The sequence below is a fragment of the uncultured Polaribacter sp. genome (genome assembly GCF_947503855.1).
Classification (GTDB): domain Bacteria; phylum Bacteroidota; class Bacteroidia; order Flavobacteriales; family Flavobacteriaceae; genus Polaribacter.
Genome location: NZ_CANNFF010000010.1, coordinates 122,955 through 140,157 on the forward strand (window position 1 = coordinate 122,955; position 17,203 = coordinate 140,157).

Sequence of the window (17,203 nt, forward strand, 5' to 3'; positions counted from 1 at the left end):
ATTAACTACTAAAATTTTTATAAATAGCTAAACACAAAATTACATTAAATATTAGTTTTATAAAGGGAATGATTTATTTTTGTAACATGCAACAAAAAATTGTGCTTATTGGTGGCCCAGGAACAGGCAAAACAACTGTAATAAATTATCTTGCTAATAAAGGTTTTAACTGCATGCCAGAAATATCTAGAGAAGTAACTATAGAGGCGCAAAAAAAAGGGATAGAACAACTTTTCTTAACAAAACCTTTATTATTTAGTGAAATGCTTTTAGAAGGCAGAATACAACAACATAAAAAAGCATCTGAACTAAATAACAATATCGTTTTTTTTGATAGAGGTATTCCTGATGTTTTTGCCTACATGGATTATTACAACACCGATTATCCTAAAAAATTTAAACAAAAAAGTAACGCTTTTACCTATTCTAAAGTTTTTCATTTTGCCCCTTGGAAAGAAATACACACTACAGATAATGAGCGCTACGAATCTTTCGAAGAAGCTGTAAAAATTGACACTTTTTTAACCAAGGCTTATACAAATTTAGGATATCAATTAATTAATGTTCCTTTTGGCGATATTGAACAACGTGCACATTTCATTTTAAATTCGCTTTCTGGCGAATGAGTTTCCACTTAGAAAAAATATTAGAAAAAAATTGGGGACATAGCTCTTTTAGGTCTCCTCAAAAAGAAATCATAACTACTGTTTTAAATCAAAAAGATGTCATTGTTTTATTACCTACTGGTGGTGGTAAATCTATTTGTTTTCAAATACCAGCTTTAGTTAAAGACGGCGTTTGTATTGTAATTTCTCCACTAATTGCTTTGATGCAAAACCAAGTAGAAAATTTAAAGCAAAGAAATATTAAAGCGGTTACAATACCTTCTGGTAGTAATCAAAATGAAATTATTGCTATTTTTGATGCCATTAAATTTGGTGATGTGAAGTTTTTATACATTTCTCCAGAGAGATTACAGTCTAGCTTAATTCAGCAAAAAATAAAAGAACTAAATGTAAATTTAGTAGCTATAGATGAAGCACATTGTATTTCTGAATGGGGCCATGATTTTAGACCATCCTATAGAAACATAGCCATACTTAAAAAGCAATTAGAAAACGTAAATTTTATTGCGCTAACAGCAACAGCCAATAAAAAAGTTTTAGAAGATATTGCCAATAACTTACAATTAGATAAGCCTGTTACGTTTAAAAAATCGTTTTATAGAGAAAATTTAGCGTATCAAGTTTTTAAAATAGAAGACAAATTAGAACGCTTAAAGCAGATTTTTTATAAAACAAAAACACCTGCTATTGTTTATGTAAATTCTAGAAAAAAAACAGTGGAGTTATCTAATTTTTTAAATGCAAACCAATATAAAAGCACCTATTATCATGCAGGTTTAACCGCCTTAGAAAAACAAACTGCTTTTAATAATTGGCTTACAGAAAAAACACCCATAATTGTTGCTACAAATGCATTTGGTATGGGTATAGACAAAGCAAACGTTGGTTTGGTTATACATTATAACATACCTAATAACATAGAAAACTACGTGCAAGAAACAGGTAGAGCTGGTAGAAACACTAAAAAAGCTTTTGGTGTTTTATTATATAATGAAAATGATATTTTTCTGCATAAAAAACAAACAGAAAACAGCATTCCTTCTATTGCAGAAATTAAAAAAATACATCAAAAATTATATCAAAATTTTAGTGTTGCTTATGGCGAGTTTTCAGAAATTATTTACGAATTTAACTTTCAAGAATTTTGTAGGAAATATAAGTTACATCCTCTAAAAACAGCAACTACCATTACTTTATTATCAAATTATGGCATTATTGAGTTGCAAAATAGTTTTCAAAATAAATCTACATTAACTTTTATTGGCAGTCATCAAAGTATTTTAAACTTTACTCAAAAAAACAAAAAACTAAAAGATTTTGTACATACCGTTTTAAGAACTTATGGTGGTGTTTTTGAAAATGAAATAAAAATAAATGAATTTGTATTAGCCAAAAAAGCCCATATAACCTCTACACAAGTAATAAAAAACCTACAAAATTTAGATGCTTTAGGTTTGGTAAAATACCATGCTGTTACTTCTGATAGTTTATTAACTTTTTTAGTACCAAGAGAAGATGATAAAACAATTAACAGGCATTCTAAAGAAATGCAACATTTTTTGGTTCAAAAAAAGGAAAAAGCGATTGACTTTGTTAATTTTATAACTAATCATAACATTTGTAGAAGCAAACAAATACTATGCTATTTTAATGAAAAAACATCAAAAAACTGTGGCATTTGTGATGTTTGTATTGCAAATAAAAAAAGAGTTTTAGTAGATGTATCAAACCAAATTATAAATCTTCTTATCAAAGAAGTAAACTTATCTTCTAAAGAAATAAGCAACCAATTACAAATTGCAGAGCAAGACATTTTAATACATTTGCAATTACTATTATCTCAAGATAAAATACTTATAAATCACCAAAACAAATATCATCTAAAAAAATAATTATGAAAGATTTACGTATCGTATTTATGGGTACACCAGATTTTGCTGTAGCCATTCTAAAACATTTGGTAGACAATAATTATAATGTAGTAGGTGTAATTACCGCACCAGATAAACCTGCTGGTAGAGGACGAAAACTAAACGAGTCTGCTGTAAAAAAATATGCTTTACAAGAAAACTTACCAATTTTACAGCCAACGAACTTAAAAAATGAAATATTTTTAGAAGATTTAAAAAGTTTAAACGCCAATTTACAAATAGTAGTTGCTTTTAGAATGTTACCAAAAGTAGTTTGGCAAATGCCTAAACATGGTACCTTTAACTTACATGCGTCTTTGTTACCAGAATATAGAGGGGCAGCACCAATACATTGGGCAATTATTAATGGCGAAACCAAAACTGGTGTAACTACTTTTTTTATTGATGATAAAATTGATACTGGCGAAATAATTTTACAAGAAGCAATACCTGTTTTAAACACAGAAACTGTAGGCACTTTACATGATAAATTGATGGATTTAGGCGCTAAATTAGTTACCAAAACTGTAGACTATATAAGTATTGATGATATTAAAACAGAAAAACAGCCTGAGTTAGAACAAAAATCTGCGCCCAAATTAAATCCTGAAAACACAAAAATAGATTGGTTCGACAGTTTAGAAAATATCTATAATAAAATTAGAGGTTTAAACCCTTTTCCTGCAGCTTGGACGATTATTTACAATAATGGTGAAGAAATTACTGCAAAATTATATGCTATAAAAAAAGAAACTACCATGCATAATAATAAACCTGGAAAAATTATAACAACTAAAAAAGAACTAAAGGTTGCTGTAAAACAAGGATATATTATTATTGATGAAATTAAACTTTCTGGCAAGAAAAAAATGGATACAAAAAGTTTGCTAAATGGCTACTCTTTTTCTGAGGAAGCCAAAATGTTGTAAAGCCTTTATTGGTGTGGTTTATAGCGTTTTTGGTTTTTCAAAGTACGGTTTATTAACAATTGATATGCTTTTATTAACAAAAAGGGCCTTTTTAGGTACTAGAATTTGCGTAAAACCACAATCCTACTATATTTGTTAAGCTTTTAAGCAAAAAAAATTTATTAAACAATTTAAAAATTTATTTATTATGAACAAATCTGATTTAATCGATGCAATGGCTGCTGACGCAGGAATTTCTAAAGTAGCAGCAAAAGCAGCTTTAGAGTCTTTTACAGGTAACGTAACTTCTTCATTAAAAAAAGGTGAAAAAGTTGCTTTAGTTGGTTTTGGTACTTTTTCTGTATCTAACAGAGCTGCAAGAACTGGTAGAAATCCTCAAACTGGAAAAACTATCCAAATTGCTGCTAAAAATGTAGCAAAATTCAAAGCTGGTGCTGGATTAAGCGATGCTGTAAACTAGTCGTTCTAGTTTAAGACAATATAAAAACTCTCTTTTCTAAAGAGAGTTTTTTTTTATTTTATAATTTTTTTTATATTTAAAGAAAAACAAATGACTATGCTAAACCCTAAAAAAGGAAGGTTATTAGTTGCAGAACCCTCTATTTTGAGTGATGATTTTTTTAACAGAGCAATTGTTCTTTTAACAGAGCATACAGAAAATAATTCTGTAGGATTTATTCTAAATAAACCCCTTTCTTATAGCATTAACGATTTGTTACCAGAAATAAATTGCTTTTTCAATATCTATCAAGGTGGACCTGTAGAGCAAGACAACCTATATTTTATTCATAGAATACCTCAATTGTTAGCCGATAGCATAGAAGTTGCCAATGGTGTGTTTTGGGGAGGTAATTTTAAACAATTAAAACAATTGCTAAACGAAGGTTTGTTACAAGAAACTGACATTCGTTTTTTTCTTGGATATGCTGGTTGGGATAAAAATCAATTAAATACAGAACTACAAGAAAACTCTTGGTTTGTTGCAAAAAATGATTTTGAAAATATTTTTTCTAAAGACGAAGAAACACTCTGGAAAAACAAACTGTTACAAAAAGGCGGTGCTTACAAACTTTGGGCAAATGCACCAAATAATATCAATTTAAATTAATTCCCTGCAATTTCTAATACTTTTAAGTTAGCTGCTAATTTTTTACTAAAATTAACTGTAAAGTTTTTCTTTTTATATTTAGTAACAGGCTGTATTCCCATAATTGCGTTGGTTATAAAAACCTCATCTGCTTTTTGAATTTCAAAAGGAGATATGGCTGTTTCTTCTAATGTAAAGTCTTTATGTTTTGTAATAATATCAATTACTTTTTTTCTAACAATCCCTTTAATACATCCTTCTGTTAATGCTGGTGTTTTAATAACTGAATCTTTGATTACAAAGATATTTCCGTTTGTTACCTCTACGACTCCTTTTCTTTCGTTTAAAAGAATACAGTTGTCTAAGTCATTCTCATCAGCAAAAATACTAGCTAATGTATTTAGCATTCTGTTGTTTGTTTTTATGGTTGATAACAAACCTGAATAATTATAAAAATCTTTGAAAACATCTACATGATAGTTTTCTTTTACCTTATAATTTGCTGCAGAAGCTTCTATTAAATAATCTATTTGATTTGTTTCTGGAGTGTATAAACCACCATCTTTTCTAAACACATTTAAACGAACCCTATTTGTTGTAACATTCTCTAAAACTGCAGTTGTTTTTAAAATTTCTTTTTCTAAAAATTCTAAAGTAAACTTCATAGGAATTTTCATACGCAGCATTCTCATAGATGCCATTAGTCTAAAGTAATGATCTTCCCAAAAAATAATTTTATTGTTTACCACTTTTATGGTTTCAAAAATACCATCTCCGTATTTAAAACCTCTGTTATTCGTGGTTAACTTTACGTTTTCTTTAAACAATAACTCTCCATTAAAATTTATCATTCTTCATTATTTTAAAAAAAACAAAATTACTATAAATAGATAGATTTAAAGCATAAAAAAACCAGCAATTATGCTGGCTTTTATTTTGTAATATTATTAATTAAGCACCTATAGTATGCTTTAATTCGTCTATTTGATTTTCCCAAAGTTGTTTAGACTCCTCTACTTCATCTTCATCATCTGCAAAATCTGTAACAATCAAAGAAACATCTTTTGTCAAAGAGTCTACTTGTATCTTTATTTCAAAATAACTTTCATCATCTTCACTTTCTAACCATTTCCAGCGAATTCTATCATCTGTTTTCTTAGTTATTAACTCGGCTTTTTCTTCAGTATCATCCCAAATAAAACTAAATATTTTACCTCTAGAGTTTACTTTATCTGCAAACCATTCTTGCAAATTAGATGGAGAAGAAATGTATTGATAAAGCATGTTTGGAGATGCATGAACAGGGATTTCTAATTCGAATTTAACTTTTTCCATTGTTGATTAGTTAGGTTGACAAGATAGGTATTAATTCTATTTAAAAAAAATTAAAAACACTTGTTGCTTATCTCTAAAAAGTAATTATATTTGCACCCGCAAACCAATGGCGAGGTAGCTCAGTTGGTTAGAGCGCAGGATTCATAACCCTGAGGTCGGCAGTTCAAATCTGCTCCTCGCTACAAACTTAAAGTTAATAAAATCAACGAATTGTGTCTCACAATTCGTTTTTTTATGTCTTCATTTTTCTTGCCGTTTTTAAAAAGAAAATAGTATAGTACAAAATTCACCTATAAAATTAAATGAATATGATTATGCTTTAAATAGAAAAAATAATATTTAATGGTTAGTAAAAACATCTTAATTCCCCAAAAAAATCCGTAAATATCTACTAAGTATTTCATTTTAAGCGCAATCGAAAGAGTGATTATTTTTTGTAAAAAAAATCATTGCAGAAGTTAAAAAACATTTTATATTTGTAGCTCTTTACCATGCGAAAGTAGCTCAGTTGGTAGAGCGTCAGCCTTCCAAGCTGAATGTCGCCAGTTCGAACCTGGTCTTTCGCTCTAAAGACTTTATTAGAAATAATAAGGTCTTTTTTTATGCTTAAAATTTAGTTTCTATTTAATTTATCGCCAAAAATTAGTAATAAAAGAATAGGAATTGCTAAAAGAAGTATGATTAATTTATGGGTATTAAACACAGACGGATATAAAATTAAAGTTAATACAAAGCCACCCATAGCGCCACCTAAATGTGCTGAATGCCCTATATTACCAACTTTATTTTTCATACCATAAATAGAATATAACAAATAGCCTAAACCAAAAATATAACTAGGTATGGCTATAGGTATAAAAAATAAATATAAGTTCATACCTGGATAAAGTAAAATAGACGAATAAACAATACCAGAAACTGCGCCAGAGGCACCAACAGCACTGTAATAAAGTTCTTTTTTATGATACTTTAAAGCGTATAAACTACCTGACAGTAAGCTAGCAAAATAAATGATTAAAAAGTTTGGCATCCCTAATCTGTTTGCAACAATACTTCCAAAAAGGTATAGTGTATACATATTAAACCCAAGGTGAATCCAATCTACATGTAAAAAACCAGAGGTAAACATTCTAATTTTTTCGCCAGATAAAATACTACTTACTTGAAATTTATATTTATTTAAAAAAGAGTAATCGCTAAAACCTTTCATAGAAACCAAAACATTGGCTACAATTATTAACAAAACTGCTTGATTTATATTTCCTATCATATCACAAACATAATAAAATCTGTTTACTATATCTCTTTTCGTTTTAAATTTATATACGATATTTGCAAAACCAAAATTAGATTATGCAGTTTATTGTTTTTGCAATTACCTATCCTATCATATGGGTTTTATCTAGACTTCCTATGCGAATCTTATATATAAAATCTGATATTTTTTTCTTTTTGATTTATCATGTAATTGGATACAGAAAAACAGTTGTTTTAGAAAATTTAAAACTTGCTTTTCCCAATAAACCTGAACAAGAATTGCTACGTATCAGAAAAAAATTCTTTAAACATTTAATGGATTTATTAATGGAAAGTGTAAAAGCGTTTTCTATTTCTGAGAAAGAAATTTTAAAAAGGTACACATATAAAAATCCAGAATTGGTAAATAAATATGCAGAAGAAGGAAGAAATATTGCTTTAGTAGGGGCACATCAAGCAAATTGGGAGTGGTCAACTAGTTTGGCATTGGTTTTAAATATTGATGTATTGGGTGCTTATACCAAATTAAACAACAAATATTTTGAAAAAGCAGTTAGAAAATCTAGAGAAAAATTTGGAGTCATTGGTTACAAAACCTCAGATATGATTAAGGGAATGAAACAACGCTTTTCTAAAAAAGAAAAAGGAGCTTATATTTTATTGAGTGATCAATCTCCACAACCTCATAAAACGTATTATTGGCGAGAATTTTTCAACATAAAAGTTCCAGTACATACAGGTGCAGAAATGCTATCTAAACGTTTTGATTTGGTAGTAATAAACTATGTTGCCAAAAAAGTAAAGAGAGGTCATTATGAAGTGGAGTTTCAACTTATAACAGACCAACCTAAAGAGTTTGAAAATTATCAAGTTACAGATCGCTATACCAAGTTAACAGAAAAAAACATTTTAGAGCAACCAGAATTCTACTTATGGTCTCATAAAAGATTTAAACATAGCAATAATGTTCCTGCGGAATTTCTATAAATTACAATCCAAACCAGCTTTTAACTAATAAATGTTCAACAGGTGCAATAGACTTGTGTGCATAATCATTTTTAATGGAGTTATACTCGTAATCTTTAGCCCAAGTTTCTATATTATTTGCTAATTCTTTTAACGATTTGCAAATAAAATCTAACTCTTTATTTGTCATAGTAGGATGCGCAGACAAACGAATCCAACCAGGTTTTTCAGTATTACAACCATGCAAAATTTGATCTTTTATTTTGTTAGAAGTTTTTTGGTCTACATTCAATAAAAAATGTCCATAAGTTCCTGCACAAGAACATCCACCTCTAGTTTGTATTCCAAAACGATCATTTAATAATTTTACCACTAAATTAAAGTGATATTTTGTAAAGTAGAAAGAAAAAATACTTAGCCTATTTTTATGCTGTGGAGCTAAAATTTTAACTTCTGGTAAACTTTCTAAAGTTTTAAAAATTACCTTATTTATTTCTTTTTCTCTATTTTTTATATTTTCTACTCCCATTTCTTCTTTTAATTGAATAGCCAAAGCAACTCTAATGGTTTGTAAAAAAGCTGGGGTACCACCATCTTCTCTAGTTTCAACATCATCAAAATAATCATGTTGTCCCCAAGGGTTTGTATAACTTACAGTACCACCTCCTGGATTATCTGGAATGGTGTTTTTATATAATTTTTTATTAAAAACTAACACCCCTGAAGAACCAGGACCTCCTAAAAATTTATGGGGAGAAAAGAAAATAGCATCTAAATATTCATCCTCATTTTCTGGATGCATATTTATATCTACATAAGGTGCACAACAAGCAAAATCTACAAAACACAAGCCCTTGTAACTGTGTATTAATTTTGCTACTTTATGATAGTCCGTTTTTATGCCTGTTACATTAGAACAAGAAGTTATTGAAGCTATTTTAATTTTACGATGTTTGTGTTTCTTAATACAATTTTCGAAGTTTTTTAAACAAACTAAACCGTCATCATTACAAGGTACAACAACTACATCTGCAATGGTTTCTAACCAAGAGGTCTGGTTAGAGTGATGTTCCATATGAGATATAAATACAATTGGCTTTATATCTTCTGGAATGGCTGTATGGTTTTTTAAATTTTCGGTAACTTTTAATCCTAAAATACGTTGAAATTTATTTACAACTCCTGTCATACCAGAACCTGAGGTGATTAAGACATCATTTTCATTGGCATTTACATGACGTTTTATAATCTTTCTAGCTTCGTGATAAGCCAAAGTCATGGCTGCACCAGAAGTAGAAGTTTCTGTATGTGTATTGGCTACAAATGGACCAAATTTCTCAAGCATTTTTTCTTCAATAGGTCTATATAGTCTACCACTGGCAGTCCAATCTGTATACATTAATTTTTGTTCTCCATAAGGAGATGTAAAAGTTTGATTGATACCGACTATATTTTTTCTAAATTGATTAAAATAATGCTCTAAATTCATACCATCTTATTTTAAAATAATCTAAACCTACCTCCTATTAAGATATTATTTTGAAAGAAAACAAAACTTTGCGAAGCAGAATCTAACGGATTTAATGACGTTTTAACATTTGGCATATCTATGTACCCAATTTTATAATCTGCTTGTATAAAAAAGTGCTTTAAAAAGGTAATGTTTAAACCTACTCCAGCAGAAACTCCCCAACCAGAAATATGATAATCATCATGTCTTTCCATACCTAATAAAGTGGTATCTGTCTTTGGAAATAAAATTCCAGCACCAAAACCTTCTGTTAGGTTTATTTGTAAGTTTTTTAAATCTAAACCAAACCAATGGTCAATATTATCAAAACGTTTTAACTCTACATTAATATAATTTAATCCATCTGTATGTTCTAATTGCAAGAAATCTTCAGCTAATTGAACTTGTTGTCCAGTATAAATACCATCATACTTGGTATTTCCTACGTTGATATTTCCGTTTACATCTACAAATTGATTATTAATAACCACATATTTCATATGATCTACACCTACAGAAATAGTGTAATTTTCTTTGAAAAAATACCCCAATCTAAAGTTTGTCTGTGGCTTGGTTATATTTGTAATTCCAAAATATTTACTGAAAGTAAAATCAGATGGTGTGTCTCTTGCTTTTACATCAGATAATGTAAAATCGTAATTTTCTCCTTTAAAACGAATATCTGAATCTGAATATGAAGCCCAGTTCCAACCCCAATAAGCAAAAAACTTTCCTTTATTGGTTACTTTGTTGTTTTTTGAATTAGTATTTTTCTGTTGTCCAACTATAGTTGAAAAACTAAAAAGTAAAGCGATTAAAAATAAATTATATATTTTCAAGTGTTCTAATTATTTAATGATTTCTTTTATTTCTTCTATAAATCTATTTGCCAAATCGTCTGCAGCTTGTTGCGATTTTGCTTCTGTATAAATTCTAATAATAGGTTCTGTGTTCGATTTTCTTAAATGAATCCACTCATCTGCAAAATCTATTTTTACACCATCTATTGTATTCACTTCTTCATTAGCGTATTTAGACGCCATAGTTTCTAAAATACTATCTACATCTATTGCTGGTGTTAACGTAATTTTATTTTTACTCATAAAATAACTTGGATACGAATCTCTTAATGCTTTACAAGAGATTTTTTTATGAGCTAAATGCGATAAAAATAAAGCAACTCCCACTAAAGAATCTCTTCCATAATGAGAAGCTGGGTAAATGATTCCTCCATTACCTTCTCCACCAATTACGGTATTGGTTTCTTTCATTTTGATAACCACGTTTACTTCACCAACTGCAGATGCAGTATACGTTCCACCATGTTTTTGGGTAACGTCTCTTAATGCTCTAGAGGATGATAAGTTAGAAACGGTGTTTCCACCCCCTAATTTACCTAACACATAATCTGCACACGCTACTAAAGTATATTCTTCTCCAAACATAGAACCGTCTTCTGAAATTAAAGCCAATCTGTCTACATCTGGATCAACAACAATACCAAAATCTGCTTTTTCTTTTACAACTAAATTAGAAATATCTGTTAAATGTTCTTTTAATGGTTCTGGGTTGTGTGGAAATTGGCCATTAGGGGTACAATATAACTCTACACATTCTACATTCAATTCTTTCAGCAAAGCTGGAATAAAAATACCTCCTGTAGAATTTACACCATCTACAATTACTTTAAAATTTGCTTTTTTAATAGCTTCTACATCTACTAATTCTAAATTTAAAACTTCTTGTATATGTTTGTGTAAATAAGTTGTGTCTTTAGTATAAACTCCTAAATCGTCTACTGCTGCAAATTCAAAATCTTCACTTTCTGCTAGTGCCAATATTTTTTCTCCTTCTGCTCCATTTAGAAATTCTCCTTTTTCGTTCAATAATTTTAAGGCATTCCATTGTTTTGGGTTGTGAGATGCTGTTAAAATAATACCACCATCTGCTTTTTCTAAGGGTACAGCCACTTCTACAGTTGGGGTGGTTGATAAACCTAAATCTACAACATCTATCCCTAAACCAACTAAAGTATTAGCAACCAAGCTCGAAATCATTTTACCAGAAATACGTGCATCTCTACCAATTACAACTTTAATACTTTCTTTTCCTTTATTTCTTTCTTTAATAAAGGCACCATAAGCAGATGCAAATTTTACTGCGTCTATTGGTGTTAAATTGTCTGCTGTTTTGCCTCCAATGGTTCCTCTAATTCCTGAAATTGATTTTATTAATGTCATTATTTTGGTTGTCTTTTTTTATCGATTTCACAAAGATAATCCTATTAAATGAGTCTTTAAAATAAATTAACAAGTAGTAAGTTTCAATTGCTTTTAGTTTCTAAATAAGAGCGTTAGGGATTGAAGTGTTTGTTTGAGCTCTCAGGCTTTTTTGCGTGAAGCGAGTACGTAAAGCCCGACCTTTAGGGAACGCCCAAATTATAGTTATTAGTTATTTATAGATTCTGAAACGAGTTCAGAATACAAAAAAGCCGATACAAAATTGTATCGACTTTTTGGATATTTAGATTCCTGTTTTCACAGGAATGACAACTGGAAGAAAATTATTTTTTCTTTTTTGCGCCAGCTTCCATTTGCTTTTTTAAGTCTGCTAAACCTCCGATATCTCCTAACGTAGTTTTTTCTGCATCTGCAGATTTTTTAGCAGCAGCTTTAATATTTCTCTTTTCTTCTTCTCTAAAGATTGAAGTATGAGAAACTACAACTCTTCTATATTCTTTAGAAAATTCCATTACAATAAAGTCTACTGTATCTCCTTTTCCTAATTTAGAACCGTCTTCTTTTTCTAAGAAACGAGTTGGTGCAAAACCTTCTACGCCATCTGCAAAAGTTACCACTGCTCCTTTATCGTTCTTGTCTTTAATAGTACCTTCGTGTGTAGAACCTATTGTGTAGGTAGCTTCATGTGCATCCCAAGGGTTATCTTGTGTTTGCTTATGACCTAAGTTTAATTTTCTGTTTTCTACATCTAACTCTAATACTTGTACTTCTAATTGGTCTCCAACAGTTACAAAGTCTGATGGATGCTTAATTTTCTTAGTCCAAGATAAGTCTGAAATATAAACTAAACCATCTATACCTTCTTCTAATTCTACAAATACACCAAAGTTTGTGTAATTTCTTACAGTACCTGTGTGTGTAGAGCCAACTGGATATTTAGTGGTAATGTCTGTCCAAGGATCTGGGTGTAATTGTTTCATACCTAAAGACATTTTACGGTCTTCTCTATCTAAAGTTAAAACTTGTGCTTCTACTTTATCTCCAACTTTTACGAAGTCTTGAGCTGAACGTAAGTGTGTAGACCAAGACATTTCAGAAACGTGTATTAAACCTTCTACTCCTTGTTCTACTTCTACAAATGCACCATAATCTGCAATTACAACAACTTCTCCTGTTACTTTATCGCCAACTTTTAATTCGTTATCTAAAGCTTCCCAAGGATGAGCAGATAATTGTTTTAAACCTAATTGAATTCTAGATTTGTTATCATCAAAGTCTAAAATAACAACGTTTAATTTTTGGTCTAATTCTACAACCTCATTAGGATGATTAATTCTAGACCAAGATAAATCGGTAATATGTACTAAACCATCTACACCACCTAAATCTACAAACACACCGTAAGAAGTAATGTTTTTAACAACACCTTCTAATACTTGTCCTTTTTCTAATTGGCCAATGATTTCTTTTTTCTGTAATTCAATATCTGCTTCAATTAAAGCTTTATGAGAAACTACAACGTTTTTAAATTCGTGGTTGATTTTCACAACTTTAAATTCCATTGTTTTTTCTACATACTGATCGTAATCTCTAATTGGTTTTACATCAATTTGAGAACCTGGTAAAAATGCTTCGATACCGAAAACATCTACAATCATACCACCTCTAGTTCTACACTTAACAAAACCGTTAACTACTTCACCAGTTTCATGTGCGTTGTTTACACGCTCCCAAGCTTTAATTACTCTTGCTTTTTTATGAGATAATACTAATTGACCAGAAGAATCTTCTCTTTTGTCTACTAATACTTCTACTGTATCTCCTTCTGATAAATTTGGGTTGTAACGAAATTCATTTAAAGAGATAACTCCTTCTGATTTTGAGTTGATATCTATAATTGCATCTCTATCTGTAATTCTAATTACAGTTCCTTCGATTACATCACGCTCGTTTACAAAACCTACAGTTCCTTCTAAAGCTTTTTCAAACTCTTGTAACTTTGCTTCATCAACAGCTTCTATACCTTGCTCATATTTGTGCCAGTTAAAGTCTGCTAAAAATTGTTTTGGGTCTTGTTTTTCTTCTACAGCAGGAGTTGCTGTTTCTTGTACTTCTGTAGCAGCAACCTGCTCTTCAGTGTTTTTTGTTTCTTCAGACATATGTCTAAATTAAATTTGTATCTTTTTGTTTTACAGATTATTAACGATTAAAACGCAAAGAGATGTTTTTATAAATTATTTTCTTTGTTTCCTTTTCTTTATCTGTTCTCGTAAAAAGGAGTGCAAATTTACAAAAAATACTTGATTTTTAAAGACTTACTTTTAAAAAAATCTTATAATTTGTATTTTTCTGAAAGACAAATTGGTAAAAATTATACCACATGTAAAGAATTAAAGGTAAAACAGAAGCAGAAATAAAACAAACTTTAAAAAAATTGAAGCTGTATAAAGCAACATAAGTTAAGTTTTAAAGATGTTGAAAAACATACAGTTTTACTAATAAATAATAATGATTTTTCTATAACGAATGTAATTTATCGTACTTTTTTAAGGATAATATACCCGCAAGAACTACCTTTGCAATCTATTTGGTTGGAGCTGCACAAATTAAGATTTAAATAGTTGCTGCAAGAAAGTAAAGCATGGATAAAAAAACACAAGATTTAGTAGATAAAGGAATAATGTTGCCATTAATGGAAGAATTTTACACCATACAAGGTGAAGGTTCTCACACAGGTACAGCTGCTTATTTTATTAGAGTTGGTGGTTGCGATGTTGGTTGCCATTGGTGTGATGTAAAAGAGAGTTGGAATGCAGATTTGCACCCACCAACTTTGGCAGACACCATTGTAGAAAATGTTAAAAAATATGCAAATACTGTGGTTATTACTGGTGGTGAGCCGCTAATGTGGTCTATGGATTATATTACAGAATTACTTCAAAAAAACAACATAAAAACCCATATAGAAACTTCTGGTGCTTACTCTTTCTCTGGAAAATGGGATTGGTTTTGTCTTTCTCCTAAAAAAACAAAGTTACCTTTAGATGAAGTTTACAAAGAAGCAGATGAATTAAAAATGATTATTCATAACAAATCTGATTTTGATTTTGCAGAACAAGAAGCAGTAAAGGTAGGCAGAAAATGTCAACTTTTTTTGCAACCAGAATGGAGTAAAAAAGAAAAAATGACAGAGCAAATTGTTGAGTATGTAATGAAAAATCCAAAATGGAAAATTTCTTTACAAACCCACAAATATTTGCAGATTCCTTAACGTAATAAACTTGTTTAGCTAGTTTTATCGAAACTTTATCTTGCTTTCAGTCCTTAGTCTTTTTAAAGAAAAATCAAAAAAGATTTCAAATAAATAGCCTGTTTGAGGCTCGGTGAAAGATTTAATCTGTTTGTATATAATTCGATTTAAGATATTTTTTTGTCAATTAAAATACAAATTCTTTCAAATTGCTCATCAATTCCCATATCAGAATTATCAAACTCAATAGCATCTTCTGCCATTACTAATGGCGAATCTTTTCTAGTAGAATCTATACGATCTCTTTCTTGAACATTAAATAAAATGTCTTTAAAACTAACATTATCTCCTCTATCTATAAGCTCTTTATAACGTCTTGTAGCTCTTTTATCAGCAGATGCAGTCATAAATAACTTTATATCTGCATTAGGAAAAACAACGGTTCCAATGTCTCTTCCGTCCATTACTATACCACCATTTTCTCCCATTTTTTGTTGTTCTAAAACAAGTTTTTTTCTAACTGCAGTAATTTCAGCAATTTTACTTACAAATTGAGAAACTTTAAGACTTCTAATTTCTTTTTCAACATTTACATCATTTAAGTACATTTCTGCAAAACTTAATTGATCATTAAAAATAAACTTAAGAGAGATCTTTTTAAGGTTTGAAACCAATGAATCTACATTAAAAAAATCAGATCCAATAAAGTTATTTTCTAATGCATATAAAGTAACAGCTCTATACATAGCACCAGTATCTACATAAATAAAATTGTATTTTTTTGCAATTAATTTAGCAATAGTACTTTTTCCAGTTGATGAAAACCCGTCTATAGCAATCGTTATTTTTTTATTCATATTATCTTCTTCTACTATCTAAATCAATTTCTAAACTAAATGTGCTTACATTTGAAGCAGCATGAAATCTAGAATTTGCATAGTTAAATTTAAATCTATTCATTTTTATACCAAATCCAAAAGAAATGCCACTAAAAGTTCTTGCATTTTGTAACTTTAATTCTGCAGCTCTTCTAAAATTATAGCCCATTCTAATATTTATAAGTTTTTCTGGAAATAATTCGGCACCAATTACCAAATGTCTTAATGTATTATTAATAAATCCTATTTTTTCTGATGTTACATTACCTTGTAAATCTGTTATTTGTTCTGAAGGATTAGGTACTGAAACATCCCATTTTTGTAAATTATCTAATGTAAAATACCATTTTAAAGGAACATACAGTAGCTGATAACTTCCACCTAAAGAAATTTCTAATGGTAATTTTTCTTTCACTGTATGATAAGAGGTAATCTGTGTACCAATATTTCTAGCAACTAAAGTAACAGAAAAAGGTTTAAATGGGCTAGAATATAATAACGCAAAATCTAACGCTATACCTGTAGAATTAAAATTACTAATTGTAGAAGTAATTAACTTTAAATTAGTTCCAAAATAAAAATTAGTATTTGGTAAATTATAAGCATAACCAACGGATAAAGCAATATCATTTGCACTAAAACTACCTGTTTCGTTTCCTTGTGCATCAGCACCTATTAAAGAACCATAATTCAAATATTTTATATTAGCGTGAATGGTACCAAATCTTCTAGATATTTCTCTTGCATAAGAAATAGATCCAATATTGATTCCTGCTAAATAACTAGAGTAATTTACAGACAATTTTCTATCTAAATTACTATTTATAAAAGAAGGATTCCAAATAGGTTGATTAATATCATCTTTAATATTAATCGTTTTACCTCCTAAAGCGATTTGTCTTGCAGAAGTAGAAACATTTAAAAACTGATAAACCTGTTCCCCTCCCACTTGTCCATTTGTAGGAAAAATAAAAAGAATACTTATAAACAGAAAAAATAAAGGTAATTTCATAAACCTATAACAAAGAAACAAAGTATTATAATAGTAACGAAAATAAATCAATATATTTTAAATACTTAATTTAATTATACTAATGTATATAATAAAGCTACGATAACAAAAACTAAAAAGAAGTTAAAAAAAAACCTCATATCGTATGATATGAGGTTTTGTAATTTCTGATAAGTCAGAAACTTAAAGAAAGGCAGCGACCT

16 protein-coding genes and 2 tRNA genes are annotated in these 17,203 nt (G+C 29.5%); 9 read left to right on the top strand and 9 right to left on the bottom strand.

From position 1 onward, the window contains the following. Positions 1-86 precede the first annotated feature (86 nt). The 5 genes from Q0662_RS10030 (at position 87) to Q0662_RS10050 (ending at position 4,573) form a co-directional block, all read left to right on the top strand. Entirely contained in the window at positions 87-626 is a 540-nt protein-coding gene (locus Q0662_RS10030; protein ID WP_298949321.1) for an ATP-binding protein, read from the top strand. After that, entirely contained in the window at positions 623-2,518 is a 1,896-nt protein-coding gene (locus Q0662_RS10035) for an ATP-dependent DNA helicase RecQ (protein WP_298949323.1), read from the top strand. The genes Q0662_RS10030 and Q0662_RS10035 overlap by 4 nt, the downstream gene beginning before the upstream one ends. A gap of 2 nt (positions 2,519-2,520) precedes the next feature. Next, on the top strand, positions 2,521-3,465 hold the full coding sequence (gene fmt / locus Q0662_RS10040; RefSeq protein WP_298949326.1) for a methionyl-tRNA formyltransferase: 945 nt from the start codon (positions 2,521-2,523) through the stop codon (positions 3,463-3,465). Between the two features lie 160 nt (positions 3,466-3,625). Beyond that, a complete protein-coding gene (locus tag Q0662_RS10045) occupies positions 3,626-3,925 on the top strand; it encodes an HU family DNA-binding protein (protein ID WP_273518661.1) in 300 nt (99 codons plus the stop codon). Positions 3,926-4,015: 90 nt separating this feature from the next. Then, complete coding sequence (locus Q0662_RS10050) at positions 4,016-4,573, top strand: YqgE/AlgH family protein (RefSeq protein WP_298949328.1); 558 nt, start codon at positions 4,016-4,018, stop codon at positions 4,571-4,573. On the opposite strand, the gene Q0662_RS10055 is transcribed toward Q0662_RS10050, so the two are convergent. Continuing rightward, the gene (locus Q0662_RS10055) at positions 4,570-5,403 is read right to left on the bottom strand and encodes an aminotransferase class IV (RefSeq protein WP_298949330.1); all 834 of its coding nucleotides are present in this window, start codon (positions 5,401-5,403) and stop codon (positions 4,570-4,572) included. The two genes, Q0662_RS10050 and Q0662_RS10055, sit on opposite strands and share 4 nt — an antisense overlap. A 100-nt stretch (positions 5,404-5,503) precedes the next feature. Further along, on the bottom strand, positions 5,504-5,887 hold the full coding sequence (locus Q0662_RS10060) for an START-like domain-containing protein (RefSeq protein WP_273518654.1): 384 nt from the start codon (positions 5,885-5,887) through the stop codon (positions 5,504-5,506). Positions 5,888-5,995: 108 nt separating this feature from the next. On the opposite strand from Q0662_RS10060, the gene Q0662_RS10065 reads away from it, so the two are divergent. Continuing rightward, a tRNA-Met gene (locus Q0662_RS10065) sits at positions 5,996-6,069 on the top strand. A 311-nt stretch (positions 6,070-6,380) separates the two neighbouring features. Next, a tRNA-Gly gene (locus Q0662_RS10070) sits at positions 6,381-6,453 on the top strand. A gap of 47 nt (positions 6,454-6,500) precedes the next feature. On the opposite strand, the gene Q0662_RS10075 is transcribed toward Q0662_RS10070, so the two are convergent. Next, a complete protein-coding gene (locus Q0662_RS10075) occupies positions 6,501-7,157 on the bottom strand; it encodes a rhomboid family intramembrane serine protease (protein ID WP_298949335.1) in 657 nt (218 codons plus the stop codon). Positions 7,158-7,240: 83 nt separating this feature from the next. Between Q0662_RS10075 and Q0662_RS10080 the strand changes: the two genes are divergently transcribed. Then, positions 7,241-8,131 (top strand): lysophospholipid acyltransferase family protein, encoded by an 891-nt coding sequence (locus Q0662_RS10080; RefSeq protein ID WP_298949336.1) that lies wholly within the window; start codon positions 7,241-7,243, stop codon positions 8,129-8,131. 1 nt (position 8,132) lies between these two features. On the opposite strand, the gene Q0662_RS10085 is transcribed toward Q0662_RS10080, so the two are convergent. The 4 genes from Q0662_RS10085 to rpsA all read right to left on the bottom strand — a co-directional run bounded on the left by Q0662_RS10085 (position 8,133) and on the right by rpsA (position 14,019). Beyond that, positions 8,133-9,599, bottom strand: a complete 1,467-nt coding sequence (locus tag Q0662_RS10085) for an aminotransferase class V-fold PLP-dependent enzyme (protein WP_298949337.1) — start codon at positions 9,597-9,599, stop codon at positions 8,133-8,135. Positions 9,600-9,610: 11 nt separating this feature from the next. Then, a complete protein-coding gene (locus Q0662_RS10090) occupies positions 9,611-10,459 on the bottom strand; it encodes a hypothetical protein (RefSeq protein ID WP_347186785.1) in 849 nt (282 codons plus the stop codon). 9 nt (positions 10,460-10,468) lie between these two features. After that, positions 10,469-11,860, bottom strand: coding sequence for a phosphoglucosamine mutase (gene glmM / locus Q0662_RS10095; protein WP_298949339.1), 1,392 nt, complete (start codon positions 11,858-11,860; stop codon positions 10,469-10,471). Positions 11,861-12,183: 323 nt separating this feature from the next. Further along, positions 12,184-14,019: a 30S ribosomal protein S1 gene (gene rpsA, locus Q0662_RS10100; protein WP_298949342.1), complete on the bottom strand. Its 1,836-nt coding sequence runs from the start codon at positions 14,017-14,019 to the stop codon at positions 12,184-12,186. A 482-nt stretch (positions 14,020-14,501) separates the two neighbouring features. Here rpsA and Q0662_RS10105 point away from each other — a divergent pair, with 482 nt between their 5' ends. After that, positions 14,502-15,131, top strand: a complete 630-nt coding sequence (locus tag Q0662_RS10105; protein WP_298949344.1) for a 7-carboxy-7-deazaguanine synthase QueE — start codon at positions 14,502-14,504, stop codon at positions 15,129-15,131. A gap of 146 nt (positions 15,132-15,277) precedes the next feature. Here Q0662_RS10105 and cmk read toward each other — a convergent pair whose 3' ends face one another. Both cmk and porQ read right to left on the bottom strand, forming a co-directional pair. Beyond that, on the bottom strand, positions 15,278-15,967 hold the full coding sequence (gene cmk, locus Q0662_RS10110; RefSeq protein ID WP_298949346.1) for a (d)CMP kinase: 690 nt from the start codon (positions 15,965-15,967) through the stop codon (positions 15,278-15,280). Between the two features lies 1 nt (position 15,968). Continuing rightward, the gene (porQ, locus tag Q0662_RS10115) at positions 15,969-17,000 is read right to left on the bottom strand and encodes a type IX secretion system protein PorQ (RefSeq protein WP_298949348.1); all 1,032 of its coding nucleotides are present in this window, start codon (positions 16,998-17,000) and stop codon (positions 15,969-15,971) included. Between the last annotated feature and the right edge of the window lie 203 nt (positions 17,001-17,203).